Origin of the sequence: Pseudomonas sp. UBA3149 (assembly GCF_002364655.1) — a bacterium.
Classification (GTDB): domain Bacteria; phylum Pseudomonadota; class Gammaproteobacteria; order Pseudomonadales; family Pseudomonadaceae; genus Chryseomonas; species Chryseomonas luteola.
This window is the reverse complement of record NZ_DEYV01000017.1, coordinates 1-25,751: the sequence shown is the minus strand read 5'-3', so window position 1 is coordinate 25,751 and position 25,751 is coordinate 1. Positions and strand designations below refer to the sequence as shown.

Here is a 25,751-nt window from a genome sequence, read left to right as displayed (position 1 = left end):
TGCGGTAAGCATCGTCAAGGCGGGTGCGAAGATCGCAGGTTACGATGCCGGTCCGGTACGCGCGCCGCTAACCGACCTCAAGCCTGACGAGTACGAGCGTCTGGCTGCGCTGATGGACAAACTCGGTCCGCAGTAAGGCTCTGTGAGTGGGCTGGCCTCTCAGGCTGGCCCACCAGCTAATAAACCTGCAAGACTGGCCGCCTGCCTGGCCATTTCCATAACCCATTTCAAATGCTTCTCTGACACGACAATTCTAAAAAGGAGAATTCATGACTGCCTCAAGCGCTTCCCAGACCCATGCTTCTGGGCAAGACACGGTTCACCTTACGCTTGATGACGTACGGGCACTGGCGACGCGTGTGCTCCAACACTATGGCTTTACCGCACCTCATGTCCGCTACGTTACCGAAACGTTAGTGGCTGGCGAGCGCGATGGATGTACATCCCATGGTCTGTATCGGCTGTTGTCCTGCATCAATACCTTCAAGGCAGGCAAGGTCTCTCCGGATGCCGAGCCAGAACTGCATGACATGGCGCCCGCTCTGGTACGCATCGATGCCAAGGGTGGCTTTTCGCAAGTCGCTTACCAGATGGCACTGCCACATCTGATCCAGAAAGCCAAGACACTGGGTATTGCTGCATTGGGCATCAACCATTGCGCTCATTTCTCAGCCCTATGGGCAGACATCGAACCGCTTACGGATGCCGGTCTGGTTGCCTTGGCCTGTACGCCCAGCCATGCCTGGGTGATGCCTGCCGGTGGGAGCAAACCACTTTTCGGAACCAACCCTTTTGCCTTTGGCTGGCCTCGTCCAGACGAGCCGGCATTTATCTTTGATTTTGCGACCAGCATGGTGGCGCGGGGTGAAATTGAGCTGCATCGCCGCGCTGGCAAGCCTATTCCTGAAGGCTGGGGCGTAGACGCCGAAGGCAGACCTTGTACCGATCCGGCCACCGTGCTCGACAAGGGCGCCATGCTGACGTTCGGAGGGCATAAAGGCTCAGCCCTGGCGGCGATGGTGGAGCTGATAGCTGGCCCTTTGATCGCCGACATGACCAGCGCCGAGTCGCTGGCATTTGATAACGGCGCACGGGTTACTTCCATGGGAGGCGAGCTGATTATTGCTATCGATCCGCAACGCTTCCTGGGTGAGCAGGCTGAGACCGAGCTTGCCCGTGCCGAAAAGCTGTTCGAGTCCATGGTAGCCCAGGGCGCGCGTCTACCTTCGCAGAGGCGTTATCAGGCTCGTGAAAAAAGCCTGCGTGAAGGGGTCTGGATACCCAAGGCACTCTACAACGATATCCAGGCGCTGCTAAGCGCTTGATCCGGCAGGAGGAGCACGCCTGATGCTCCTCCTGACCTGCCTACCGGTGATATTGCCCGGCCTGTTCAGGCTGAAAGGGGATATCCATGATCCTGACCTTGAGCATTCCTTTGCCTGGGGTGGGCCACTCAATGTAGTCCCCGATGGACAGCCCCAGCAGCGCACTGCCTACCGGGGCGAGGATAGAAACCTGCCCCGAATCGCCTGCAAGATCCTTGGGATACACCAATGTCTTGCAGAATTCCTCACCAGTTGCGTCCATGCGAAAGCGCACGGTTGAGTTCATGGTGACGACCGTAGGCGGTATCTCATGCGGATCGACAATATCAGCTCGACCAAGCTCCTCCTGTAAGGCGGTTTGCATGGAGTGTTCGCTGGCCGGCAGGGACTCGAGCAAATCTTCTATCCGCTCAAGGTCCAGTGAGGACACGACAATATCCGGTTTCATGGTCATAAAGGCTCTTGTTGAAAGTGTGCATCCTGTTGTGAATGCTGGGGAAGTAACGTCTTGCACGGAGTCGAGTATGGACCGCTTATCCGCTTTCAACTACCTGAAACCATTAACGCCTGTTTCTGTAGGCAGTGCGATCCCTTGCAGGGAGGAGGCGTGCTGAACAGGCTTTGCGGTTTACAAGCGCTTGTTGAACGCATGGCCTGATCAAGTATCAGATGACAAACACGCAGAGGTGATTTATGAGCAACCCGGGAAATATGCCTGATCAAGGCCAGACGCCTGACGAATACGATGAATATGGTGACGTTCCTGATACCCAAGACACGCCTAACATGGATGAAAGACCAGACGTGGACGACAGTCCGTTAGGGTGATACTGGGTCAGCAAGACCTGAATAGCCGTCAGGGGCGGTTGCATCAGTGAGGCAAAAACGCACGAAAGCTAAGGCAGATACTCCACCAGAGTATGGTCAAGGCCTGCCAGCTCCTCATTAATGAGGGCACCGATGATTGCCCAGTCACCCTCTGCAAGCCCGGCGCCAATGCGAGGGTAGCCGATACGGCATCCCGAGAACCCTTGCCGAATCGCCCTCACGACTGCGCGGATAGCCTCATAATCTGCCTTGACGCCCTTTCCGCGCCAGAGAAACTGAGTGTAAGCATTCACTACTGTAAGCTCGAGGTTGCCCCGCTTAATTCGGGCGCATGAGTAAGTGCCCGTTTTTCCCGTACTCCTTTCGAAGCTAGGCAATCAGCTTCATAGGCTTCAGGAAATACCTATTTTATAGACTTAGCGATTCCTACACCCATTTGGCACTGTAATTACATCCATGGACGATAACGTTGGACTGGCCCGCTAGAGCAAGTTTGACCAAGTCTCCTTTTATTACCGGCATGATTCATAGGCCTCCCAAATAAGATTAGTGTAACTGATTGTATGTAAACGCATAAAACAGCCAGCAAGCTGAAGAGAGCCTGTACACTATTACCTATTCAAAGACCTTGTTTTTGACAAGCGAGCACACGAAAGCAATTTTTGACCCCTGCACATTTAGGCCGTGGCAAGGTTCTTGCGTCTTATAAGGTAACGACAGAAAATTGTTATCTAGACTCAGCCAAAATGACTGGCTGGTCAGAATCTGTTTATTAAGCAAATAAAATCTTCTGCTAAATGATATTTAGCACTAAGCTTCTTCGCTAGCTAAATTGCCAAGCGGTAGAGGCAATTAGCCATCTTGGATGGGATTTCAAATTCAAGCTCGTCACGTCAGCTGCTGGTTGTTCTAGAGGACATCTACACATGAACGAATTGTCATTGGCAGGCACACAAATTGAACACTTTCATGTCTGCGCTTTTTTCGATAGTCGTGAGCAGGAGTACGATGTCCTGGCTCCTTTTTTTAAGGAGGGGATTGATCAGGGCGAGAAGAATATACATATCGTAAATCCTGCCAAGATGGATGACCATCGGGTACGCCTTAACAAGGCGGGAATCGATACTCATGCCTGTGAGGCCTGTGGGCAACTTGAGGTTCAATCGTGGCAGGGTGCCTATCTTGATGAAGCCGGCACCTTTAATAAGGACCGCATGCTCAATACGCTGGAAAGTGCCTGCAAAGCCGCGCGGGAAGCTGGATTTCCACGCGTGCGTATCATGGGCAATATGGACTGGGTCTTTAATGATGTGCCTGGTGCTAAAGACATTCTGGCGTACGAGGCCGAAGTAAATGAAGTGCTTTCCCAGAACCGCCAACCAGCCGTATGCGTATATGACATTGCAAAAATGTCCGGCTCCATGATGATGGATCTCTTACGTACCCATCCGTTGACGCTTATCAATGGTGTAGTACAGGAAAATCCCTTCTATACCCCAGCATCAGAAATGCTGGCTGAGCTTGCCAAGCGTCAGGTCAAGGAAGACGCCTCGACCACCTGATATGTTATTTTCCTCCTTTCATTTCGCCTTTTTGGAAGACAATGAACCGTTACCCTGAATTATTACCGGTTCCCTCCCAGGAAGGCGATTCCTCAGAACGTGGTATCCGAGACCTGATGGGTCTTCTCGCCTTACCCGCCTTGTGGGCAGGGCGAGAGGGTGAGACGGTTCTTCGCCTCATGATCGAGGCCGCCGAACGTATCGTTCCCCTTCGCTTTAGCTATGCCCAGGCGCTGTTGGCTGATAATCCATCTTTCAAAGGCCTTTTGCGAGTCGAGGGGCGTTATTGCCAGGGCGAAGAGTTATCTCGCTGGGAAGTTACAGCCGAAGCCTGGAAAAACACGCGTGTTCCTGACGGGCGAGCCTATGAGTCAGATACTCCATTGGGGTCCATGTACATTGTTCACTTAAGCATGGGCTATGGAACGTATGGTGGAAAAATCTGGTTTGGTTCTTCTGCGCCAGGTTTTCCAAGCATCAACCAATTAGCTCTTTTGCGAGCTGCTGCTTCATTGGCTGCTACAGGATTACAAGCCGCAAGGGCAGATTTTGAGCGTGAGCAGGCCAGTCGAGCCAAAGATGAATTTCTAGCGATGCTGGGGCATGAGTTGCGTAATCCCCTGGCACCTATTGTCATGGCGCTTGGATTGATCAAAAGAAGGCATCAGGGCCTGTTTCCGCGAGAGCTGCAGATCATCGAGCGGCAGGCTGATCATTTGTCGCGTCTGGTGGATGACCTGCTCGATATTACGCGTATCACTCGTGGAAAAATTGAAATCAATAAAGAGCCTACAAGCATAACAGGAGTAGTGCTCCAAGCCCTTGAGAATACAAGTGCGCTTGTTGGTGACCGGCGTCAGCAGATCACTCATATATTTCCCGATGAAGAAGTCTGGGTGTCAGGGGACTCCGTCCGCCTGACCCAGGTCTTTACCAATCTACTGACCAATGCAGCCAAGTACACTCATGTTGGGGGCCAGATAGAGGTCGAGGTAAAGGCCGACGGCAAACAGGTTTCTATTCTGGTCAAAGATAATGGCTCTGGTATCAGCCCTCAGTTATTACCCCGTATTTTCAATATTTTCGAGCAGGGTGCGGTTACCATAGATCGGGCGAAAGGCGGATTGGGTATTGGTCTGGCCTTGGTCAAGAGTTTCATAAGCCTGCACGGAGGAACGGTAGCGGCTAGCAGCGGCGGTGTTGGCTGCGGTTCTACTTTTACGGTTACGTTGCCACGGCTTTTGTTGGCGATCAGCGAACCAATGCAGGTCCCTGAGGAAGATAGCAATACGGTAGTAAAACCGGCTCGGATCCTGATTGTTGATGACAACCTTGATGCGCTTGAAAGTACCCAGGCTGTCTTGCGTCAACAGGGACATACCGTCCAGGCAAGCAGTAATCCATTCGATGTATTGGATATAGTCCGTGAGTTCAAGCCCGAGGTTGCGGTGCTCGACATAGGGCTGCCCGACCTGGATGGTTTTCAGTTGGCCTCTATGCTCCGTGAGCATTTTCCTCCATCAGCGCTAGGATTGATAGCTTTGACCGGTTATGGGCAAGTTAAAGACCGGGAGCGTTCCAAAGCGGCAGGTTTTGATGTGCATCTGGTTAAGCCGGCTTCACTCCATGACCTGACAGCCGCTATTACACGTCTTTCATCAAAATAGATATTCTTTCCTGGTTTATAGCCTGCCTATGCGAGCGCAGGTTTAAACAGGATGAAAAGCCGGGTTATTGAAGAATAAGCCTTGAGCCATGAAGCGGGTAAATAACGACTTATTTCATGTCTGGCTTTAAGCCAAGGCCTAGTACTTTCCATATCCAACCTATCCGAACACCTGCGAGTCACGTTCAGACGCAACTCTTCTGGATACTCTCAAGCATGAACCTGCCGTAGCCGTACCGTCCTATCCTTATAGGATCCACAGTTATCGGTATGGGATTCTAATGAAGCCTGTCCGATTCGCTTTGACCGGCCTATGGGGTAAATGGGTGCTGTTGATAAACAAGGGCTAGGTTTACCTGAGTTTGCGCATCTTGAGGGCATCCGGTTATGACGAAGTCATGTTCGATTTGCCGGGACGGAACAGAAACGGGAGTTTACCAGCAGAAGTAGGGCAGCCCATGCCCAGCACCCGCTAGGAATAATTTGCTGGTGTGAGGAGCATTCCGCGCTACCCAAAGGCGGCTGAAAAGCTGGAGCACCAGCCCGTTGCACCAGAGTGTTCATATTGGCAAATAAACAATCTGACCTATTAGGGCCTATACGGATAGCGCGTAGTGCTATGCCGGGCCCCTAGGTTTACAGTGATTGCCAACGCTGAAACCATAGGTGATTAAGATTGTTGACACTTTTCTGTTTTTGGGCCTAATGTCTGACGCAAAGGTCGCTAAAAAAATAAATGTGTCGACAGTATGAATCAACTAAGCGAAATACCTTCTGCCAATACGCCTGAAAGCGAGACGCTTTCGGAGCATGTCTTTCGCCATATCCAGGCGGCCATCATTAAGGGTGAAATTAAACCGGGCAGCAAAATTTCAGAGCCTGAGTTGGCGCGTACCTATGGGATCAGTCGAGGTCCATTGCGTGAGGCTATTCATCGTCTGGAAGGGCAAAAGCTGGTCGTACGCGTGCCCCACGTGGGCGCTCGTGTTGTCTCGCTGGGCCTTGAGGAGCTGGTTGAGCTCTATCAAATCCGTGAATCGCTTGAAGGAATGGCGTGCCGACTGGCAGCCGAACGCATGACCGACGCAGAGATTCTCGAACTGCGGCAGGTGCTAGAAACCCATGAGCACGACGCCTCGTTTCAAGCTGGGGTGGGGTACTACCAGCAGGAAGGCGACCATGATTTTCATTACCGCATCATTCAGGGCAGCCGAAACCGCACACTGACCCGCATGCTGTGCGATGAGCTGTATCAGCTGGTACGCATGTACCGGATCCAGTTTTCCGCCACACCCCACCGGCCGCGCCAGGCCTTTGCCGAGCACCATCGTATTCTCGACGCCATCGCTGACCGTGACGGTGAGCTGGCCGAACTCTTGATGAAGCGCCACATTGCTGCGTCACGGCGCAATATCGAGCGCCAACTTGATACTCAGCACCAACCCGAGCATGCCGTGGTAAGCGCGGCGTCTGCCAACAAAAATAGAGGTGAATCATGAGTCAGGGTCTTTCCATGCGTCCCGGCCAGCGTTTTCGAGAGGCTGTTGCGGTCGAACATCCGCTCCAGGTAGTTGGCACTATCAATGCCAATCATGCCTTGCTAGCCCAGCGCGCCGGCTTCAAGGCCATTTACCTGTCCGGTGGTGGCGTTGCAGCCGGTTCATTGGGACTACCGGATTTGGGTATTTCAAACCTGGATGATGTCTTGACTGATGTGCGCCGGATTACCGATGTGTGCGACTTGCCATTGCTGGTTGACGTAGACACCGGGTTTGGCTCGTCAGCGTTCAATGTGGCCCGCACGGTCAAATCAATGATCAAGTTTGGCGCGGCGGCCCTGCATATCGAGGATCAGGTGGGGGCCAAGCGCTGCGGTCATCGACCCAACAAGGAGATCGTCTCGCAGCAGGAAATGGTAGATCGCATCAAAGCGGCCGTGGATGCCCGGACTGATGACAGCTTTGTGATCATGGCGCGAACCGATGCATTGGCGGTTGAAGGCTTACAGTCGGCTATCGATCGAGCCTGCGCCTGTGTAGAGGCGGGCGCGGACATGATCTTCCCAGAAGCCATGACCGAGCTTGAGATGTACAGGGAGTTCGCTGGCGCGGTGAAGGTACCGGTACTGGCAAATATTACCGAGTTTGGCTCGACGCCACTGTTCACAACCGAGGAGCTGGCCTCCGCAGATGTCTCGTTGGTGCTCTATCCCTTGTCGGCTTTCCGCGCCATGAACAAGGCGGCTGAAAACGTCTACACCGCGATTCGGCGCGACGGTACACAGAAGAATGTAGTCGACACCATGCAAACGCGTATGGAGCTATACGAAAGCATTGGCTATCACGAGTTCGAGCAAAAGCTGGATGCGCTGTTCGCCCAGAACAAGCGCTGATCCGGCGAAGGTCCGTCAGCTAACCTGACAGATGCAGTTGCACCATCCATAACAAGTCCAAGAAAGGAGAGAGCAATGGCTGAAGCAAAAGTATTGAGCGGCGCTGGCCTACGGGGTCAGGTCGCCGGCCAGACAGCCTTGTCTACCGTAGGTAAAGAAGGCGCCGGTCTGACCTATCGAGGTTATGACGTGCGCGAGCTGGCCGAGCATGCCCAGTTCGAAGAAGTGGCCTATCTGCTGTTCCGGGGTGAACTGCCGACTACGGAGCAGTTGAATGACTACCGTGATCGACTCATGACGTTACGTGATCTGCCACAGGCGTTGAAAGAGGTGCTTGAGCGCATCCCAGCGCAGGCGCATCCGATGGATGTGATGCGGACCGGCGTCTCGATGCTGGGCAACCTGGAGCCTGAGCGCAGCTTTGAGCAACAACAGGCTGTATCGGATCGGCTGCTGGCGGCATTACCGGCCATCATGTGTTACTGGTATCGCTTCAGCCATCAGGGTGTGCGCATCAAGTGCGTAACGGAAGAACCTTCCATTGCCGGGCACTTCCTCAAGCTTCTGCATGGCAAGGCACCCAACCAGCTGCACCGCAAGGTGATGAACGTGTCGCTGATCCTTTACGCCGAGCATGAGTTCAACGCCTCGACGTTTACCGCGCGCGTATGTGCATCCACGCTTTCGGACATGTATTCCTGCATTACCGGTGCGATTGGTTCATTGCGTGGACCTCTGCATGGTGGGGCCAACGAGGCCGCCATGGACATGATCCAACGTTTCAAGTCACCCCAGGAGGCCATCGAGGGCACGCTTGGCATGCTGGAGCGCAAGGACAAGATCATGGGCTTTGGCCATGCCGTCTACAAGGACTCGGACCCGCGCAATGAAGTCATCAAGGTCTGGTCGAAAAAGCTCTCCGAGGAAGTAGGCGATACGGTGCTATTCCCTGTATCCGAAGCGATCGACCACACCATGTGGGAGCAGAAGAAGCTGTTCCCCAACGCCGATTTCTACCACGCGTCCGCGTACCACTTCATGGGAATTCCCACCAAGTTGTTTACCCCGATCTTTGTCTGCTCGCGGGTTACAGGCTGGGCGTCCCATGTGTTCGAGCAGCGTGCCAACAACCGCATCATTCGCCCGAGTGCGGAGTACACCGGCGTCGAGCAGCGCCCGTATGTGCGGCTCGAAGAGCGCAGCGCGTAGATACATCCAAAGGCAGCGACTGCCGCTGCCTCACATAACAATGAACCATGAGAGCGAGAGCATGAGCGCCAACGTCGACCTGAATAATCGTCCTGACTATGACAACGTTCTGCAGGACATCGCCGACTACGTCCTGAACTATACGATTGACTCTACCGAGGCGCTAAACACGGCGCGTAATTGTCTGATGGATACGCTGGGGTGTGGCCTTCTGGCCCTGCGTTTCCCAGAATGCACCAAGCATCTGGGTCCGTTTGTGGAAGGGACCGTGGTGCCGTATGGCGCGCGCGTACCCGGAACGAGTTTTCGCCTGGACCCGGTAAAGGCTGCCTGGGATATCGGCTGTATCGTGCGTTGGTTGGATTACAACGATACCTGGCTCGCAGCGGAGTGGGGACATCCTTCAGATAACCTGGGCGGCATTCTGGCAGTAGCCGATCATTTGTCGCAAAAGCGCGTTGCGCAGGGCGAGGCGCCTCTGACCATGCGCGCCGTGCTTGAAGCCATGATCATGGCGCACGAGATTCAGGGCGTGTTTGCGCTGGAGAACTCCTTCAACCGGGTCGGGCTTGATCATGTCATCCTCGTCAAGGTGGCGTCGACGGCGGTTGCGGCCAAGTTGATGGGCGCCAATCGCGAGCAGATGCTTGCCGCTATCTCTCACGCCTTTGTAGATGGACAGGCACTGCGTACCTATCGGCACGCGCCGAATGCAGGTTCACGCAAGTCCTGGGCAGCAGGGGACGCCACCAGCCGCGGTGTACGTCTGGCAGACATTGCCATGCGCGGCGAAATGGGTATTCCGGGCGTGCTGAGCGCACCTCAATGGGGCTTTTATGATGTGCTGTTCAGCCATACCAACAAAGACCTGGAGACCAAGCCGCAGGACAAGCGCCAGTTCAGCTTCCCACAGGGTTTCGGCAGTTACGTGATGGAGAACGTGCTGTTCAAGATCAGTTTCCCTGCAGAGTTTCACGCCCAGACGGCGGCCGAGGCAGCGGTCATTCTGCATCCCCAGGTTCGTGAGAAGCTCGATCAGGTCGAGAAAATCGTGGTGACTACCCACGAGTCTGCCATCCGCATCATTTCCAAAGTCGGCCCGCTGGCCAACGCGGCTGACCGCGACCACTGCCTGCAGTACATGATTGCCGTGCCGCTGTTGTACGGAGACCTGGTGGCCGAGCACTACGAAGATGCCTTCCATGCAGCGCATCCGCTGATCGATCAGTTGCGCGAGAAAATGGAAATCATCGAAGACCTGCGCTACAGCCAGGAGTACCTGGAGTCTGACAAGCGCTCTATAGCCAATGCCATCCAGGTATTCTTTAAGGATGGCACCTGTACTGACAAGGTCACGGTAGAGTATCCGATTGGCCATCGCCGTCGCCGCGACGAAGGCATCCCGCTGCTCGAGGCCAAGTTCAAGAACAACCTGGCTACTCGTTTCCCGGCACAGCGCTGTGAGCAGATTTTTGCTTTGTGTAAGGATCAGGCGACCCTCGAGCGTACTCCGGTCAATCGGTTCGTTGATCTCTTTGTCATCTGACGTATCCCTTCAGGCTCGTATGACACGGGCTTGCCTTCCTTTCAGCCTCAGGCACCCGAGTACCGTTTCGCTCAGGCGCCTGACGCCCTCATAAAAAAATCAGATACCCCCTTAAGCATTTCCCAGACGACGGGCCAGGCGAGTGGCTTTAACGTCTGGGCTGACCGTGAGGCAGTTTCGTTCTGCCATCACGTGATAAGCCCTATGGGCATTCGAATCACCATAAAAACAACAAGGGTGGCCGTCATGCACACCGACTCGCCTGTCGACGTTAAACAATGGATTGATAACCGGCCTGTCTCGGGCTATCAGTGGTTGATCCTTGTCCTGTGTTTTTTCATCGTCCTGTTCGATGGTGTGGATGTCGCCGTCATGGGCTTCATTGCGCCATCACTGATGCAGGACTGGAATCTATCCAAAACCGCCTTCGGACCGGTCATGAGTGCGGCTATGGTTGGTCTTGCGGTGGGTGCATTGGTTGCGGGCCCTTATGCCGACCGCTTCGGTCGCAAGACGGTACTGCTCGGTGCCGTGACTGTATTTGGTGCGCTGAGCCTGGCATGCGCCTTCGCACGTAACCCTTATGAGCTGGCCATCCTGCGTTTTCTCACCGGGGTAGGGCTCGGGGCGGCGATGCCCAATACGACGACACTGCTTTCGGAGTATTTACCCGAGCGCTATCGCTCCGTGCTGATTACCGTGATGTTTACCGGGTTCAACCTGGGCTCGGGTGCCGGCGGCTTTGTAGCTGCCTGGCTGATTCCCCATTATGGTTGGCAGTCTGTGCTGCTGGTGGGTGGCCTTCTACCTATCCTCTTGCTGCCGTTCCTCTGGCTGTTTTTGCCTGAGTCTGCCCGGTTTCTTGTCGTAAAAGACGCACCTGCCGCCCGTATCGCCAAAGTGCTGAATCGACTGGGTGGCCAGTTTACGGCGCAAACACGTTTTATCACGCTTGAGCCTACGGTTCACCACAAGGCGCCGGTTCGCGCCTTGTTTGCAGAGCGTTATCGTTTAGGAACGTTTTCCCTCTGGGTTACCTATTTCATGGGGCTGCTCGTGATCTACCTGATGATGGGCTGGTTGCCTACGCTGATTCGTGAGTCCGGTATCCCGATCGAGCGTGCAGCGACCATCACAGGACTGTTTCAGATTGGCGGGACGGTAGGAGCAATCGTGGTTGGCTGGATCATGGACAGGCGCAATCCCAATCGTGTTATTGCAGGCTCCTATGCTTTGGGCGGTGCGTTCATCCTGCTCTTGGGTGCCTTTGGCCTGGAATCCAGCCTGCTGACACTTGGCGTTATCGCGGCGGGCTTTTGCATGAGCGGCGCGCAGACAGGTCTTAATGCCTATGCCCCCGGCTATTACCCTACCGAGTCCCGCGCCACAGGTGTGAGCTGGATGTTGGGGATAGGCCGCTTTGGTGCGATCTTCGGCTCGGTAATCGGTGGTGCGGTGCTGAGCCTTGGGCTGAGCTTCGGGTTGATTTTTGCAGTGCTGGCGATACCGGCTTTCGTGGCAGCGCTGGCCATACTGGGCAATGGTTATGCTGCACGGCGTGCAGCCCAGCCTGCCTTGGCGTCTTGATCATTCATTAAGGATTATTTATATGGCACGTATTATCGGAGGCCTGGCCGTCTCGCACACGCCTACGATCGGCTTTGCAGTCGACCACAACAAGCAGGAGGAGGCCGCCTGGGCGCCTATCTTCAAGAGCTTCGAGCCGATGAAGGAGTGGCTTAAGGACAAGCAGCCTGATGTGCTGTTTTATATCTTCAACGATCACATCACCTCGTTCTTCTTCGATCACTATTCGGCCTTCGCCCTGGGCGTAGACGATCACTATGGTGTGGCAGACGAGGGCGGTGGCGTACGTGGACTGCCTGCCATTGGTGGGCATGCGGCGCTGGCCCGGCATATCGGGGCCAGTCTCATGGCTGATGAGTTCGACATGTCGTTCTTTCGTGACAAGCCGATCGACCATGGTCTGTTCTCGCCCATGTCTGCGCTGCTGCCGTTCGAGCCGGAATGGCCGGTAGACGTAGTGCCTCTGCAGGTCGGTGTGTTGCAGTTTCCGATCCCGAGTGCCAAGCGCTGCTACAACTTGGGACAGGCCTTGCGGCGTGCCATCGAGAGCTATCCCGAGGATCTGAAGGTGGTCATTGCTGCCACGGGTGGTGTGTCCCATCAGGTCCATGGTGAGCGGTGTGGCTTCAATAATCCTGAATGGGACGCCCAGTTTGTTGATCTCTTTGTCAACGATCCCGCGCGTCTTACCGAGATGACCATTGCCGAATACGCAACGCTGGGTGGACTTGAGGGGTCGGAGGTCATCACTTGGCTGATCATGCGTGGTGCGCTCTCATCCAATGTAAAGCTGATTCACCAGGATTATTACCTGCCTTCGATGACCGGGATCGCGACGCTGCTCCTGGAAAACCAGGCGCGGCCATTACCCATCGACGTACAAGCCCGCCACCGCGAACACATGAACCATCAGTTGGCTGGTGTCGAAAAGCTGGAGGGCACGTACCCGTTTACGCTGGAGCGCAGTGCCAAAGGATATCGGCTGAACAAATTCCTGCATGGCATGATCACTCCGGCCTGGCGTGAGCGTTTTCTGGAGGAACCGGAGGCCATGTTCGAGGAAGCCGGCCTGACTGACGAAGAGCGCGACCTGATTCGACGCCGCGATTGGCGTGGGTTGATTCACTACGGTGTTATTTTCTTCCTGCTAGAGAAGCTCGGCGCGGTGGTAGGGGTATCCAACCTGCACATCTATTCAGCCATGCGTGGCCAATCACTGGAAGAGTTCCAGAAAACGCGTAATCAGCAGGTGCTGTACTCGGTTGCTGGAAAGGAATAACTCCAACCCAGGGCGCGGTGCCTGTCGCTGCGTCCATTCACTAAATGGCGATAGTCCATTGGCAGTCTGGTGTCATGACGTTTCTGGAAGCACTTCTCGCCCTGGCACTTGCTGCCGAAATACACGACTCTAACGAGGCCGTAACACGAACGGCCAAGCGATGCCTTGACCAGATTCCTGCCAAATACAAGGCAGTAGTGGCATCCATCGCAGACAGTCCTTCACCACTGTTTTGCGTCAAGGTGCTGATCAAAACCATCCCTGACAGCGTTATTGGCAAAGTGGGTGCGGTCTAGGCTGGCTTATAAAGCGCCTGCATCCCAGTAAAATCAGGCGTCCAAGCGCTCCAGGGCTACTTCACGGATCTTTTCCATCAACGCTTTGGCTGCAGGTGAGTGCAGGCCACCGGTGCGGTAGATCAGACCTATGGCGCGGGTGGTATGGCGAAGCCGCAAGGGGAGACGTTGCAACTCGCCTGAGGCGATCTCGTATTCAAGTTGATGGGCTGAAACGACAGCCAACATATCAGAGCGTACGAGCAGCCCACGGATAATCGCCAGATCCCCCGTTTCAACTACCGGTAGTGGCGTTTCCGTACCCAGCTCGCTAAAGAAGGCATCGAGCTGGTTGCGGGCCGGCGAGCCTGCACGGGGCAGCACCCAGCGAGCATGGATAAGGTCATTGGTATTTACCCCCTGATCCAGTAATGGATGGCCCCGGCGTACCAGTACCACCAGCTCTTCAGTCAGCAGCGTTTCACCCAACAGATCGCTGGCATAGTCGGAGGGGCGCAGGGCGCCCAGTACAAAGTCGATGTCACCGGCCCGCAGGTCGGTAGCCAACAGGTCAAACGCACTTTCATTGGTCGCCACACGAATTTGAGGGTACGCAGAGACGAGGCGCACAATAGCTTCAGGCAACAGCCGGGTTCGCCCCAAGGGCAAGGCACCCACCATGACGGCTCCCTGGAGCGAGCCGCGTAGGGCGGCAATGTCGGCATCGATATGGCGCAGCTCATTCAATGCCCGACGAATCGGCAGGACAATATCCAGGCTCGCTCGTGTAGGCTGAAGGCCTTTGGGAGTGCGTTCGAACAGTGTATGGCCGCAACCACCTTCCAACACCTTGAGGGCTGCACTCACAGCGGGTTGGGTCAGACCGAAAAGGGTAGCTACTGTCTGCATATGGTGGGTTTCGCACAGTTTGACGAACACTTCCAGACGCCGGGTATGCATCAGATAAAGAGGTTCGGTAATCACGCCTGGATGGGTACCCAGCAAGCGGGGTACTGTCTCCAGCTCAGCCAATGCCTGTCGTGCACGAGGCAAGATGCGGGCGCCGTAATCGGTCAGCCGCATTCCATTGGCATGCCGTTCGAACAATGCAATGGTAAGCCGCTCTTCCAGGTCGCGAATGGAACGGGTGACAACCGATTGCGCGCGGTACAGTACTTCAGACGCCTTGGAAACACTGCCTTGGTCCGCCACCCGGACAAACGCGCGTATCTGCATCAGATTGGGAAGTTCGGCAGTCATGGTGTTCTCTTGGCAGGGCACATGCCTGCATCATGCGCGCGGCGTGTTGATAAGTAAAAGGTATACCTGCTCTAGCTGAACGCAATATTCGCTCAGGATCAGCCGTGCGACTCTCCTTGAAAACATGAGGAGCCTGGACATGATCGATTCCAACAAAAAAACTGCTCTGGTCGTCAGCGCCCATTCCGCTGATTTCGTCTGGCGTGCAGGTGGCGCTATCGCTCTGCATGTCGGGCAGGGTTATGACGTGCATGTCGTCTGCCTGTCCTTTGGTGAGCGGGGCGAGTCGGCCAAACTCTGGCGCAAGGGCGAAATGACCGAAGAGAAGGTCAAGGCGGCGCGCCGTGAAGAGGCGCAGGCGGCAGCTGAGATACTGGGTGCCACTGTCGAGTTCTTCGACATCGGTGATTACCCTATGCGTGCCGACAAGGAAACGCTGTTTCGTCTGGCCGATGTGTTCCGCCGCGTACAGCCGGAATTTGTGCTTAGTCACTCGCTGAAGGACCCCTACAACTACGACCATCCACTGGCTACGCACCTGGCACAGGAAGCGCGCATCATCGCTCAGGCAGAAGGCTACAAGCCGGGCGAGAAAATTGTCGGTGCGCCGCCCGTCTATTGCTTCGAGCCGCACCAGCCTGAGCAGTGCGAATGGCGCCCGGACGTACTGCTAGACATCACCGACGTGTGGGACAAGAAGTATGCCGCTATTCAGTGCATGGCTGGCCAGGAACACTTGTGGGAGTACTACACCCGTGTAGCGCTACAACGTGGCGTACAGGCCAAGCGCAACGTAGGCATTACCTCCAGTAAGAACATCATCTACGGTGAGGGCTACCAGAGCATCTTCCCACGCGTGACGGAGAATCTGGGATGAGCAGCTTGATCGGCAAGAACGGCGTTGTAGTCCGCACTATCGCACGGGCCGAAGTGGGGCTGGTTGATGAGCTGGGTCAGTATGGTGTGGCAACCGTTCACGAAGCTCAGGGTCGCAAAGGGCTGCTGGCTCCAGATATTCGCCCGATTCAGCAGGATTATGGCATCAGCGGTTCGGCTGTAACTGTACTGGTAGCACCTGGGGACAACTGGATGTTCCATGTTGCGGTAGAGCAGTGCCAGCCGGGCGATATCCTGGTCGTAGCACCCAGTTCGCCATGCCACGATGGTTACTTTGGTGATCTGCTGGCGACCTCGCTCAAAGCACGCGGTGTACGTGGGCTGGTGGTCGATGCAGGTGTGCGCGATAGCCGCACGCTGCGGGAGATGGGCTTTGCCGTGTGGTCGAAAGCGGTCTATGCCCAGGGCACGGTCAAGGAAACGCTCGGCTCGGTCAACATTCCAGTGATTTGTGCCGGCCAGCTGATCAACCCCGGCGACGTTATTGTGGCTGATGACGATGGCGTTGTGGTGGTTCGGCGTGCCGAGGTGCAAACCGTGGTCGAGGCCAGTCGCAAGCGGGCCGATGCCGAAGAGCAGAAGCGGATTCGGTTGGCTAATGGCGAATTAGGGCTCGACATCTACAACATGCGTCCTCGCCTGGCCGAAAAGGGCCTGCGGTACGTTGATAGCCTGGACGAGCTGGAGGGCTGAACCATGGGACAGACTCGCATTCCTTGCCTGATGATGCGCGGCGGTACTTCCAAGGGAGCCTACTTTCTCGCCACTGATCTTCCTAACGATGGAGCACTGCGGGAAAAAGTCCTGCTGGCCGTTATGGGCTCGCCTGACAAGCGCCAGATTGACGGTATCGGCGGCGCAGATTCGCTGACCAGTAAGGTTGCGATCATCAAGCGCTCCGAGCGACCGGATGTCGATGTGGACTACCTGTTCGCTCAGGTACTGGTAGAGGAAGCGCGAGTCGACTATGGGCAGAACTGCGGCAATATTCTGGCGGGTGTTGGCCCGTTTGCCATAGAACAAGAACTGGTTCCTGTGCTGGAAGATACAACTCAGGTTCGTATCTTCATGGAAAACACCGGTCAGATTGCCGTTGCGAATGTACTTACGCCAAACGGTGAGGTGCAGTATGAGGGCGATGCCCGCATTGATGGCGTACCGGGTACGGCCGCTCCGCTGATTGTTGAATTTGAGGATATTGCTGGCTCCAGTTGTGGTGCGCTGTTACCGACCGGAAACGTGTGCGACACGTTTGATGGGATTGAGGTGACCTGTATCGATAATGGCATGCCGGTAGTGCTGCTTCGAGCGGCCGATCTGGGTCGCACCGGTTATGAGACGCGTGAGCAGCTGGATGGCGATACCGAACTTAAGACCAGAATCGAGTCGATTCGTCTTCAGGCCGGGCCGCGTATGAACCTGGGGGATGTTACCCACCGTACAGTCCCCAAAATGTGCTTGATTGCTGAACCCCAAGCGGGTGGTGCTATCAGTAGCCGAACTTTTATTCCCCATCGCTGCCACGCCTCTATTGGCGTTTTCGGTGCGGTAAGCGTGGCCTCGGCCTGTCTGATCGAAGGCTCGGTGGCTGATGGGTTGGCCCGGGTAGAGCAGGGCGACTCGTTGCGGCTCTCTGTTGAACATCCCACAGGAGAATTTACTGTCGAGCTCCATCGTCGGCAGGGTGAGTTGGCCGGATGTGGACTGCTGCGTACCGCGCGGTTGCTGTTTAACGGTGTAGTGTGTATACCGGCATCGGTCTGGTCCGGCAAGGTCTGAAGACGTCGGGTACTCTCATCTGCGGAAAGGCGATAAGCTGCCCTTTTGCCGTATGAGATCATGTGTTCATGGACCTCAAGCAATTGGAGTGCTTTGTACGGGTCGCCGAGTTCGGTAGCTTTACCAAGGCTGCGGCGGTACTTGGCCTGTCCCAATCGGTGGTCAGCCGGCAGGTGCGTCAGTTAGAGGTCGAGTTGCAGGAGCATCTGCTGCTGCGCAATGGCCGTGGTGTCACGCTGACGGCCTCCGGGATGCGGTTGTTCGAGCATGGGCAAGGCATCTTACGGCAGGTTCAGGTGGCTCGGGAGGAATTGCGTGAGCAGCGGGACACCTTGTCGGGCAAAGTGGTTATCGGCTTGCCGCCGAGCATTGCACGCTGCCACACCGTCGGGCTGGTAACGGCCTTTCGCGAGCGCTTTCCACACTGCGCGCTGGGCATTAAGGAAGGGCTGACGCACTCGATACGGGAGTGGCTGCTGCTAGGACGGCTGGATTTTGCGCTACTGTTCAACCCGGCCCAGAATGCCCAACTCTGTTATGAGCATTTGCACTCGGAGCCGCTAGTGCTGGTGGGTGCAAAATCCTCGAATCTACCAAATGAAATCCCGCTCAAAGAACTGGGCCGCTATCCCTTGATCATTCCGAGCCAACCCCATTCTTTGCGTCGCCTGGTTGAGTCCGAGGCAGCTCGCCATACCGTCGAGCTGGATGTCGCGCTTGAGGTGGATGGCATTCCTTCTCTGCTTGAGCTGGTGGCCCTGGGGTTGGGCTACGGCATTCTGTTCCGTACGGCGTTGTCCGGGCCTTATGTACCAGAAGGCCTGCGCTCGGCAGCTATTATCGACCCGGTTGTTCATACGCATCTGTTTGTTACAACCGCCGCGCAGCGGCCCCTGACGCGATTGGCTGACCAAACGCTGGCGATGGTCCGCGAACACGTGCATAGCCGCTGACCCGTTATGCAAATTCTGCATAGCTGCTAGAACCCAGGCTTTATTGTTGCTCCAAGAAATAGCCGTCACCATCGACGTATCCCTTCGAATAATCACAATGAATGAGGAGACGTGATGAAAAGCTGTCTGGCACCTGATCCCCAACCTACCAGGCCACACCATACCCTGCCGGAAGGTGCATGGGATGCCCATTGCCATGTGTTCGGCCCAAGTAGCCGATTCCCATACGCTCCGGATCGTAGCTACACGCCACCGGATGCACCCTTTGAAACCTTACGTAATCTTCATGATTTTCTAGGCTTTAGTCGGGCTGTGATCGTACAGGCGAGCTGCCATGGCAGCGATAACCGGGCCATGCTCGACGCTATCGCGCGTAGTGAAGGACGCTATCGAGGTGTGGCCATTGTCAACGGCCGTGAAAGCGATGCGCAATTGGCTGAAATGGATGCTGGTGGCGTTCGCGGCGTACGCTTCAACTTTGTAGCCCACTTGGGTGGCGCACCCGACCTGGAGCTATTTGATCAGGTATTGGAACGCCTGGAACCGCTGGGCTGGCATGTGGTACTGCATTTGGATGCTCAGGATATCGTTACTTATGCCGATCGGTTGGAGCGTATCGGGGTTCCTTTCATCATTGACCATATGGGGCGTGTCAAGGCTCAGGAGGGACTTGATCAGGCACCATTCAAAGCCCTGCTGGAACTTATGGAAAACCCGCTGGCCTGGGTCAAGGTCTGTGGTGCAGAGCGCGTTTCAGCAGGACGCAAACCCTTCGAGGATGCCATTCCATTTGCCGAACGGCTCATTGAACATGCGCCTAATCGCGTGCTCTGGGGGACTGACTGGCCGCATCCAAATATCACCCGTGACATGCCCAACGATGGCGGTTTGGTAGACCTGATGTTTCGCTTCTGCGCTGATCCGGCGCTTCGCCAGAAACTCCTGGTAGATAACCCTATGACGCTTTATGGGCGCTGATAGAGCGCCTTCGCCACACCAAATCCAACAACAATGACTGGTAGTGGAGTCCTATATGAATCCCCTCTCGCAGGCGACCACCCCCGTAGGTGCGTCAACCCAAAACACCGTCAAGACTAAGCAACCGTTTTACCGCGCCATGTATGTTCAGGTACTGATAGGCATTCTGCTCGGCGTGGTCGTCGGGCATTTTTGGCCTAACTTTGCAGCGGATCTCAAGCCGCTCGGTGATGCGTTTATCAAGCTCATCAAGATGATTATCGGGCCGGTCGTATTCTGTACCGTGGTCATCGGTATTGCCGGCATGCAGGACCTGAAGAAAGTAGGGCGAGTAGGCGGTAAGGCCTTGCTTTACTTTGAAATCATTTCAACCCTCTCCCTGATCATTGGCTTGATTGGCGGGCACCTGTTCAATCCCGGTGGTGGATTCAATATCGACCCCAGCACCCTGGATGCCTCGGCGGTTACGGGCTTTGCAGAAAAGGCCAAGCACCTGCACATGGTCGACTTTTTGATGAGCATTATTCCTACCACCTTTTTTCAGGCATTTGCAGAAGGAAATGTACTGTGCATTCTTCTGGTTTCGGTGTTCTTTGGATGTGCGCTGTCGGCCATGGGTGAGAAGGGCAAGCCGGTCTACGACATGATAGAAGGCCTGTCGGGTGTGTTCTTTGGCATTGTGCATATCATTGCCAAGCTGTCAGCCATCGGGGCGTTCGGCGCTATTGCATTTACGGTTGGTACTTATGGCGCCGCCTCACTGCTACCCCTGTTTAAACTGATCGGCAGCTTCTATCTGCTCTGCGTTCTGTTCATTGTCGTGGTGCTGGGAGGCGTTGCACGGCTCTCTGGTTTCAGCATTCTGCGCTTTATAGCGTATATCAAGGATGAGCTGCTGGTCGTGTTGGGCACGAGCTCATCCGAGGTGGTGCTACCGCAAATCATGGAAAAAATGGAGCGCCTGGGTTGCTCCAAGTCGGTTGTGGGGTTAGTTGTACCTACGGGGTATTCGTTCAACCTGGACGGCACCAATATCTACCTGACCATGGCGGTGCTCTTCATTGCCCAGGCTCTGAACATTGATTTGAGCTTAAGTCAGCAACTGACTCTGGTCATCGTGGCGATGCTGACCTCCAAAGGTGCCAGTGGTGTGTCGGGCGCGGCTTTTGTGATGTTGACCAGTACCTTGATGGTGATTCCAGTGGTGCCAGTGGCCGGCATGGTGTTGATCCTGGGTATTCACCGCTTCATGGGGACGGGCCTTGCAATGACAAACCTGGTCGGCAACGGCGTAGCTACGCTCGTAGTGTCCTCATGGGAGAAAGAACTGGACCGCGACAAGCTGGCCCAGGAGCTCCACCACAAGCACTAAATTCCGCCGTTTATCTTGGTCCTGTCCGGTTATGCCGGGCAGTGCTCTCTTGCGCCTGGAGAAAACAACAATGATTCATATCCTGCGCCATACCGTACTCACCTTAGGCATGCTTTGCTCTCTACCGTTATGGGCTGCTGGCTTCATGGATGACAGCAAGGCCCGACTCGATATCCGTAACTTCTATTACAACGGTGACTTTCGGGAAGATGCCGGTGTTTCGAAGCGGGATGAGTGGGCTCAAGGGCTTTTGCTGCAGTACGAGTCCGGATTTACCGAGGGGACGGTAGGTCTGGGCCTTGATGCGATGGGCTTTTGGGGACTCAAGCTTGATTCCAGTCCTGATCGTACAGGGAGTGGCCTGCTGCCCAAGACCAACTCGGGAGAAGCGGCAGAGGAATATTCAAAGGGCGGTATAGCGGTCAAAATCAAGTATTCCAAGACGGTGCTGCGTCAGGGAATTGCCTTGCCAAAGGTTCCGGTCCTTCAGTTCAACGGTAGCCGGATGTTTCCTCAGTTTTACCAGGGAACGCAGATCAGCTCGAATGAAATCACTGGGCTTTCGCTCAACGTTGCTCAGTTCGACCGTACCACCACCCCTGACTCGACCGATCTGCAAAAAATCATGATAGCCACCAAAGAGGGTCGCTTCCGCGCGACAGGTGAGGGCGATCATTTCCGTTATGGGGGTGGCAGTTACACTGTCACGCCAGCACTGACGGCCAGCTATTACTACGGCGAATTACAGGATGTCTATCGGCAGCATTTTCTGGGGCTTACTCACCGCCAGAAATGGGGCGAAGGAGCGGTAGAGGCCGATCTAAGGACTTTTTTTAGCCGTGACACAGGTGCGGCGCGGGTGGGGGAAATAGAGAACGATGTATACAGCGGATCCGTGATGTACAGTGTGAAAGGCCATAGCTTTACTGCAGTTTATCAACATCTGGAAGGCTCAAGCGGCTTTCCTTATATCAACAATCCGTACCTGCCGAATTATGTGCAATACCATGACTTTGGCACCGCAGGTGAGCGGAGCTGGCAGGTGCGCTATGGCTATGATTTTGCCCCGATGGGTCTGCCGGGACTCAGTTTCTTTACAAGTTATATCCACGGCTCGCATCTGGATAAAGTCGGAGGAGGCCATGAGTGGGAACGTGATATAGACGTGACGTATGTCGTTCAGCAAGGCCTGAAAGGGCTTTCGATACGCTGGCGAAACGCAACCTACCGGAGCAGTTATGGCAGGGATATCGATGAGAACAGGCTGATCATTAATTATCCGTTTTCGTTCCTATAAGTATTGGGTGTCTGCTGCGTGGTCGGTGAGCGCTACTGCTCATGGAGGCTTTTACAACGTTTGCAAAAGCCTCTTCTATCTTGGCAAGACGCATGCAGGCATACGTTAGGAGCCTCCGCTGCGCAGCGCTATTTAGGTGGACCAAACGTTGAACAGCTGGTGTTGTTGATGTATTTCTTTAGCGTTGCCCATTGCGGTCTCTCGCGACCGCCAACAGGCTCCACAGACATAAAGTAATTTCCCCAGCCTGGCCCCGCTGCCCAATAGGTAGCTGGAATGCAATTCTGCTTCAGATACGCCAGCATATTGTCCATCATGGTTAGCCAGCGGGGGTCATTATCTGGAACCCCGAACTCTCCGATGTAGCCTCGCTTGCCATTTTTCTTGAGCCATTCTACAAACGGTTTTACTCGCGTTACGCCATACATGGGGTCCAGTTTTCCGACATCTACCGCCTGGTAGTTCCCACCTGCATTTTCGTCGAAATAAGAGTGAGCCGAATAGACGATATTATTTGCCGGGTCCTTCAGGTTGAGCAAAGAGTCGTTCCATTCCGGCCATCGGGTTGCGCTGGCCCAGCCGTTGCCCTCGATAATGATTGGCTTTGTTTTATCAATGACACGTACGCCATCTATCCCATATTGAGCGGCGGTTGGCCAATAGGCGAGAGCTCCATTGGGTTCGTTCATGATGTCATAGGCAAACAATGCCGGTTGGCTACTCCACTTGGTAGCGATATGGGTCATTATTTCCTTGTAACGGGAGTAGGGTACAGCGGAGGTTCCTATGATCTGCCCCTTGTATCGCGCATAATTATGAAGGTCCAGAATAACTTTCATATTATACTTCTGAGCGTAAGCAAAGGTTCTATCCACCAAAGCGATATAGTTTTGATCAAGAGGCCCTCCGAGGTTTGATTGAAGTCTCTCCCAGATAATGGGGAAACGAATCAGTCTGATGCCCTGGCTGCTCCAATACTTAAAGTAATTTTCTGTAGGAAATACATAGTTCTTTTCATTAATGCCAGGAAGAACCTGCGGAGCAAAGCCGGCACCCGACATATTCAAGCCTAGAAGTTCAAAGCCAGCGCTCTGGGCTTTTACGTTATCACTTAAAAATCCCAAGGCTCCAGCAAGTATTATTGCTAACTGAAATTTTGATATACGCTTAATAAAATAAAGTTCGCCAAGGTACTTCATATGCATTTTCCCGCAAAAGTTTACATACATGAATAGTTTTAACAATCCAGTCTGAACGACTTGCGAGGAAAGCATGCTTCCAGAATGCTTTAAGTAATAGATGTCATCAGTCCGGTATTCTCCTCTTTATGATTAAGGATAGTCTTATTAAAGAGGGGATTTTTTATATTGCAAGACCGATTGTCCTTATGGGTTAAATGCCTGTTTGATATCGAATTGCTATCTTTTTGGGTTTATTAAAGTAAGTGACATTATGTTTGTTTCATAAAATGCTCTTTTGCGGCGGCTCTTTACCCGCAATAAATGCGTATGTATGAAAGCCAGTAGTCAGGCTATTTGTCGGAAGCGCTTTAAGGCTTTTACACATGAAAGGGGGGTAAGTAGAGGCCAGTGCCGACTCTGACTAGTCCAGCTTGAAGCTGTAACCTACGCCATATACCGAGCGAATGAATTCTTGATTAGGCAGGTGTTGCTGTAGTTTGCGACGCAAATTGCTGACGTGGCTGTCTACCGTTCTGTCCGATACGATGCGGTGATCCTGATAAAGGTTGTTCATGAGCTGATCGCGTGAGAAGACCTGCTCAGGGTGTTCGGCAAAGGTCATCAGCAGGCGAAACTCTACAGGCGTCAGATCAAGCAGGGCTCCGTTAAGAAAGGCCTGATAACGGGTGGTATCAATACTCAAACCGCCTGGCAGGGCTGGCGCAGGTGTTTGCGTTCGACGCAGCACGGCCTTGATCCGGGCAATGACTTCGCGGGGACTGAAAGGTTTGCAGATGTAATCATCCGCGCCAATCTCCAGGCCCAGCAAGCGATCCACTTCTTCCACCCTGGCTGTTACCATGACCACAGGCGTCTGGCTGATTGCGCGAATCTCGTGACACACCTCAATCCCGTCCTTGCCGGGCAGCATGAGGTCAAGCAGGACTAGGCTTGGGCTGTATTGCGTAAAAGCAGGCAGCACCTCAAGACCGTTCATGACCAGCTGGGCATTCCAGCCAGCCGCTCTGACGTAATCTGCCAGGAGCGCGGCCAGCTTGGGTTCGTCTTCCACAATCAGGATGGTAGGTGTTGAGAGAGAGGAGCGGTGCGGCATCTTTAGTTACTCGCCAAGTCAGGCAGGGGATCAAACTGCAATGTCACGCAGAGCCCGCCCAAGGGCGAGGATGTGGCGTCAATTCGGCCACCATGGGCTTCGACAATACCGCGGCAAATCGCCAGCCCAAGCCCAGCGCCGCCGGAGGCCCGGTTGCGTGATTGCTCGACTCGGTAGAATCGCTCGAACAGGCGGCCCAGTTGCTCTTCGGATACGCCTGGCGCGGAGTCTTCACAGCTGATGAAGATGCCATCTCGCTCTCGTCGAGCGCGTATCAGGATATGACCGCCCGCATCGGTATAACGCAGGCTGTTTTCCAGCAAGTTAGTAAAGAGTTGTTGAAGCCGACTTTCATCACCGCTGATCCACAGCGGTTCGCCGGATATTTCCAAGGTTAACGATAGCGTGTTTACCAAGCAGCGCCTTTCAAACGTAGCGGCAATGCCATAAAGAACAGACTCCAACTGCACCGGACGCTTTTGGTAGGCCTGAGCACCCAGCTCAGAAAGGGATAGGGCAAAAATATCGTCAACCAGCTTGCTCAAGGATTCTACTTCGGCCTGAAGGGAGGCAATTGCTTCCTTGGTCAGCGGGCGAATGCCATCTTCAAGCGCCTCCATTTCCCCTTTCAGGACAGCAAGTGGCGTTCTTAGCTCATGGGAGATATCCGCCATGAAGTGGCGTCGCATGTTCTCGTTGTTTTCCAGGGCTTTGGCCATCTGATTGAAGTCCTGAGCAAGCTGGCCCACTTCATCCTGTGAGTGGACGCCAACCCGTGTGCTGTACTCTCCTCGGGCCAGCCGATGGGTAGCCAATGCCACCTGCCTGATCGGACGCGACAGCGTGCGGGCAATACGCCAGGCAATGAAGGAGGAGATGATCAAACTGGCACCCACGATCAACCAGATTGAGCGAACCTGGTCTTGTTGAAAGCGCTCATCACCAATGGCCGTAACGCTCTCGAAGGGCGTCATGCCCACCCAGCCTACAACCATACCGTTTGCCTGTACCGGTTTGAAGGTGGCGATGTCCTTGTAGTTGGGATAACCATTGATATAACGGTGCTGGGCATCCAGAAGGGTGAAGCGCATATGCGCTCCCGTCAGATCGGCTATGGGAGGCTCGCGTCGGGTACGGGGCTCACCTTCATGCTGTCTGAGACTGGTACTCAAGAGTTCGAACCATTGAACATGCGTTCCTACCAGAAACTGCCAGCTGCCATGTTGGGTATAGGGAAGGTCTGAAGTAGCC

The 25,751-nt window shown here is 54.6% G+C and carries 24 protein-coding genes and 1 pseudogene; 19 read left to right on the top strand and 6 right to left on the bottom strand.

Annotated elements, in window-relative coordinates:
* Positions 1–136, top strand: a pseudogene (locus B3729_RS12395) (5-dehydro-4-deoxyglucarate dehydratase); the annotation flags it as partial.
* Positions 137–269: 133 nt separating this feature from the next.
* Complete coding sequence (locus B3729_RS12390) at positions 270–1,325, top strand: Ldh family oxidoreductase (RefSeq protein ID WP_286788057.1); 1,056 nt, start codon at positions 270–272, stop codon at positions 1,323–1,325.
* 40 nt (positions 1,326–1,365) lie between these two features.
* On the opposite strand, the gene rnk is transcribed toward B3729_RS12390, so the two are convergent.
* Positions 1,366–1,779 carry a nucleoside diphosphate kinase regulator gene (gene rnk / locus B3729_RS12385; RefSeq protein ID WP_019365864.1) on the bottom strand — a complete coding sequence of 138 codons (414 nt, stop codon included), beginning with the start codon at positions 1,777–1,779 and terminating at the stop codon, positions 1,366–1,368.
* A 239-nt stretch (positions 1,780–2,018) separates the two neighbouring features.
* Here rnk and B3729_RS12380 point away from each other — a divergent pair, with 239 nt between their 5' ends.
* A complete protein-coding gene (locus B3729_RS12380) occupies positions 2,019–2,153 on the top strand; it encodes a hypothetical protein (protein WP_286788056.1) in 135 nt (44 codons plus the stop codon).
* 68 nt (positions 2,154–2,221) lie between these two features.
* Here B3729_RS12380 and B3729_RS12375 read toward each other — a convergent pair whose 3' ends face one another.
* Entirely contained in the window at positions 2,222–2,446 is a 225-nt protein-coding gene (locus B3729_RS12375; RefSeq protein ID WP_286788055.1) for a hypothetical protein, read from the bottom strand.
* Between the two features lie 633 nt (positions 2,447–3,079).
* Here B3729_RS12375 and B3729_RS12370 point away from each other — a divergent pair.
* The 9 genes from B3729_RS12370 (at position 3,080) to B3729_RS12330 (ending at position 13,690) form a co-directional block, all read left to right on the top strand.
* Entirely contained in the window at positions 3,080–3,715 is a 636-nt protein-coding gene (locus B3729_RS12370) for an MEDS domain-containing protein (RefSeq protein ID WP_122042630.1), read from the top strand.
* A 41-nt stretch (positions 3,716–3,756) separates the two neighbouring features.
* Positions 3,757–5,382, top strand: a complete 1,626-nt coding sequence (locus tag B3729_RS12365; RefSeq protein WP_286788054.1) for a hybrid sensor histidine kinase/response regulator — start codon at positions 3,757–3,759, stop codon at positions 5,380–5,382.
* 748 nt (positions 5,383–6,130) lie between these two features.
* Positions 6,131–6,880 (top strand): GntR family transcriptional regulator, encoded by a 750-nt coding sequence (locus tag B3729_RS12360; RefSeq protein ID WP_286788053.1) that lies wholly within the window; start codon positions 6,131–6,133, stop codon positions 6,878–6,880.
* On the top strand, positions 6,877–7,773 hold the full coding sequence (prpB, locus tag B3729_RS12355; protein ID WP_019367498.1) for a methylisocitrate lyase: 897 nt from the start codon (positions 6,877–6,879) through the stop codon (positions 7,771–7,773). Before B3729_RS12360 ends, prpB begins: the two co-directional genes overlap by 4 nt.
* Positions 7,774–7,848: 75 nt before the next feature.
* A complete protein-coding gene (prpC, locus tag B3729_RS12350) occupies positions 7,849–8,982 on the top strand; it encodes a bifunctional 2-methylcitrate synthase/citrate synthase (RefSeq protein WP_286788052.1) in 1,134 nt (377 codons plus the stop codon).
* 61 nt (positions 8,983–9,043) lie between these two features.
* A complete protein-coding gene (prpD, locus tag B3729_RS12345) occupies positions 9,044–10,528 on the top strand; it encodes a 2-methylcitrate dehydratase (protein ID WP_286788051.1) in 1,485 nt (494 codons plus the stop codon).
* A gap of 246 nt (positions 10,529–10,774) precedes the next feature.
* On the top strand, positions 10,775–12,115 hold the full coding sequence (locus B3729_RS12340) for an MFS transporter (RefSeq protein ID WP_010798210.1): 1,341 nt from the start codon (positions 10,775–10,777) through the stop codon (positions 12,113–12,115).
* Positions 12,116–12,137: 22 nt separating this feature from the next.
* Entirely contained in the window at positions 12,138–13,394 is a 1,257-nt protein-coding gene (locus tag B3729_RS12335; protein ID WP_286788050.1) for a gallate dioxygenase, read from the top strand.
* A gap of 74 nt (positions 13,395–13,468) precedes the next feature.
* A complete protein-coding gene (locus B3729_RS12330) occupies positions 13,469–13,690 on the top strand; it encodes a hypothetical protein (RefSeq protein ID WP_010798212.1) in 222 nt (73 codons plus the stop codon).
* Between the two features lie 33 nt (positions 13,691–13,723).
* Here the strand turns inward: B3729_RS12330 and B3729_RS12325 are convergent, their stop codons facing one another.
* Entirely contained in the window at positions 13,724–14,929 is a 1,206-nt protein-coding gene (locus tag B3729_RS12325) for a LysR family transcriptional regulator (protein ID WP_122042625.1), read from the bottom strand.
* Between the two features lie 139 nt (positions 14,930–15,068).
* On the opposite strand from B3729_RS12325, the gene galB reads away from it, so the two are divergent.
* The 7 genes from galB (at position 15,069) to B3729_RS12290 (ending at position 22,205) form a co-directional block, all read left to right on the top strand.
* The gene (gene galB / locus B3729_RS12320; protein ID WP_010798214.1) at positions 15,069–15,806 is read left to right on the top strand and encodes a 4-oxalmesaconate hydratase; all 738 of its coding nucleotides are present in this window, start codon (positions 15,069–15,071) and stop codon (positions 15,804–15,806) included.
* Positions 15,803–16,519, top strand: coding sequence for a 4-carboxy-4-hydroxy-2-oxoadipate aldolase/oxaloacetate decarboxylase (locus tag B3729_RS12315; RefSeq protein WP_010798215.1), 717 nt, complete (start codon positions 15,803–15,805; stop codon positions 16,517–16,519). The genes galB and B3729_RS12315 overlap by 4 nt, the downstream gene beginning before the upstream one ends.
* Positions 16,520–16,522: 3 nt before the next feature.
* Positions 16,523–17,605 (top strand): 4-oxalomesaconate tautomerase, encoded by a 1,083-nt coding sequence (locus tag B3729_RS12310; RefSeq protein ID WP_286788049.1) that lies wholly within the window; start codon positions 16,523–16,525, stop codon positions 17,603–17,605.
* A gap of 68 nt (positions 17,606–17,673) precedes the next feature.
* Positions 17,674–18,558, top strand: a complete 885-nt coding sequence (locus tag B3729_RS12305) for a LysR family transcriptional regulator (protein ID WP_286788048.1) — start codon at positions 17,674–17,676, stop codon at positions 18,556–18,558.
* Between the two features lie 114 nt (positions 18,559–18,672).
* Entirely contained in the window at positions 18,673–19,536 is an 864-nt protein-coding gene (locus B3729_RS12300; protein ID WP_286788047.1) for an amidohydrolase family protein, read from the top strand.
* Between the two features lie 55 nt (positions 19,537–19,591).
* Complete coding sequence (locus tag B3729_RS12295; protein ID WP_286788046.1) at positions 19,592–20,908, top strand: dicarboxylate/amino acid:cation symporter; 1,317 nt, start codon at positions 19,592–19,594, stop codon at positions 20,906–20,908.
* A gap of 70 nt (positions 20,909–20,978) precedes the next feature.
* Entirely contained in the window at positions 20,979–22,205 is a 1,227-nt protein-coding gene (locus tag B3729_RS12290; protein ID WP_286788045.1) for an OprD family porin, read from the top strand.
* A gap of 128 nt (positions 22,206–22,333) precedes the next feature.
* Here B3729_RS12290 and B3729_RS12285 read toward each other — a convergent pair whose 3' ends face one another.
* The 3 genes from B3729_RS12285 to B3729_RS12275 all read right to left on the bottom strand — a co-directional run.
* Complete coding sequence (locus B3729_RS12285) at positions 22,334–23,404, bottom strand: glycoside hydrolase family 5 protein (protein ID WP_197870473.1); 1,071 nt, start codon at positions 23,402–23,404, stop codon at positions 22,334–22,336.
* Positions 23,405–23,807: 403 nt separating this feature from the next.
* Positions 23,808–24,500, bottom strand: a complete 693-nt coding sequence (locus B3729_RS12280; RefSeq protein WP_286788044.1) for a response regulator — start codon at positions 24,498–24,500, stop codon at positions 23,808–23,810.
* Positions 24,501–24,502: 2 nt separating this feature from the next.
* Positions 24,503–25,751, bottom strand: a 1,249-nt coding sequence (locus B3729_RS12275) for an ATP-binding protein (protein ID WP_286788043.1), incomplete at its 5' end; no start/stop codon positions are given.